Source organism: Pseudomonas sp. EA_65y_Pfl1_P113, assembly GCF_963970525.1.
Taxonomy (GTDB): domain Bacteria; phylum Pseudomonadota; class Gammaproteobacteria; order Pseudomonadales; family Pseudomonadaceae; genus Aquipseudomonas; species Aquipseudomonas tritici.
The window spans coordinates 1-454 of sequence record NZ_CAXAQM010000571.1; the positions used below are offsets into that span (position 1 = coordinate 1).

At 65.9% G+C, this 454-nt stretch carries 1 protein-coding gene; it reads right to left on the reverse strand.

Features of this window, described 5'->3' with window-relative positions; genetic code table 11:
* Positions 1-310: hypothetical protein (locus tag AACY52_RS31130; RefSeq protein ID WP_339561512.1), on the reverse strand; the 310-nt coding region annotated here is incomplete at its 3' end.
* Between the last annotated feature and the right edge of the window lie 144 nt (positions 311-454).

Genomic DNA, 454 nt, shown 5'->3' on the forward strand with positions numbered 1-454 from the left:
TCGCATCCATCAGCGCGTTGTAGTACATGTTCTCGTAGCCGATGAGCTGCGTGCCGCCTTCGTTGTAGACCGCATAGGGCCAGGGCGGATTCGACACCGGGGCGGGTGGCAGGTCAGCCCGGTGGCCAGCGGCCTCCTCGCTGAAAGGTGTGTCCGACTCGGCTGCCGGCACCGCCTCCCCGGGGAACAGGTGGTTCCGGTAACTCTCGCCGAGGCGCTTCCAGAAGCTCGCTTGCGCGGAACCCGGCGAACACCCATCGATCGGGCCGCTGTCGTCGGCCCTTCCTGGGGAGGGCAGGCACAGCAACATCGCTAGAAGCCACAGGGCGCTACCGCGCACTGTCGGGCGGCCGGTTACAGCAGGCGTGTGTCGATCCATTCCAGCAAGCCTTCCGGAAGATGCCAATGACCGTTCCAGCATCGCCCGCGCGGCAGCAAAATCCAAGGCGTCGAC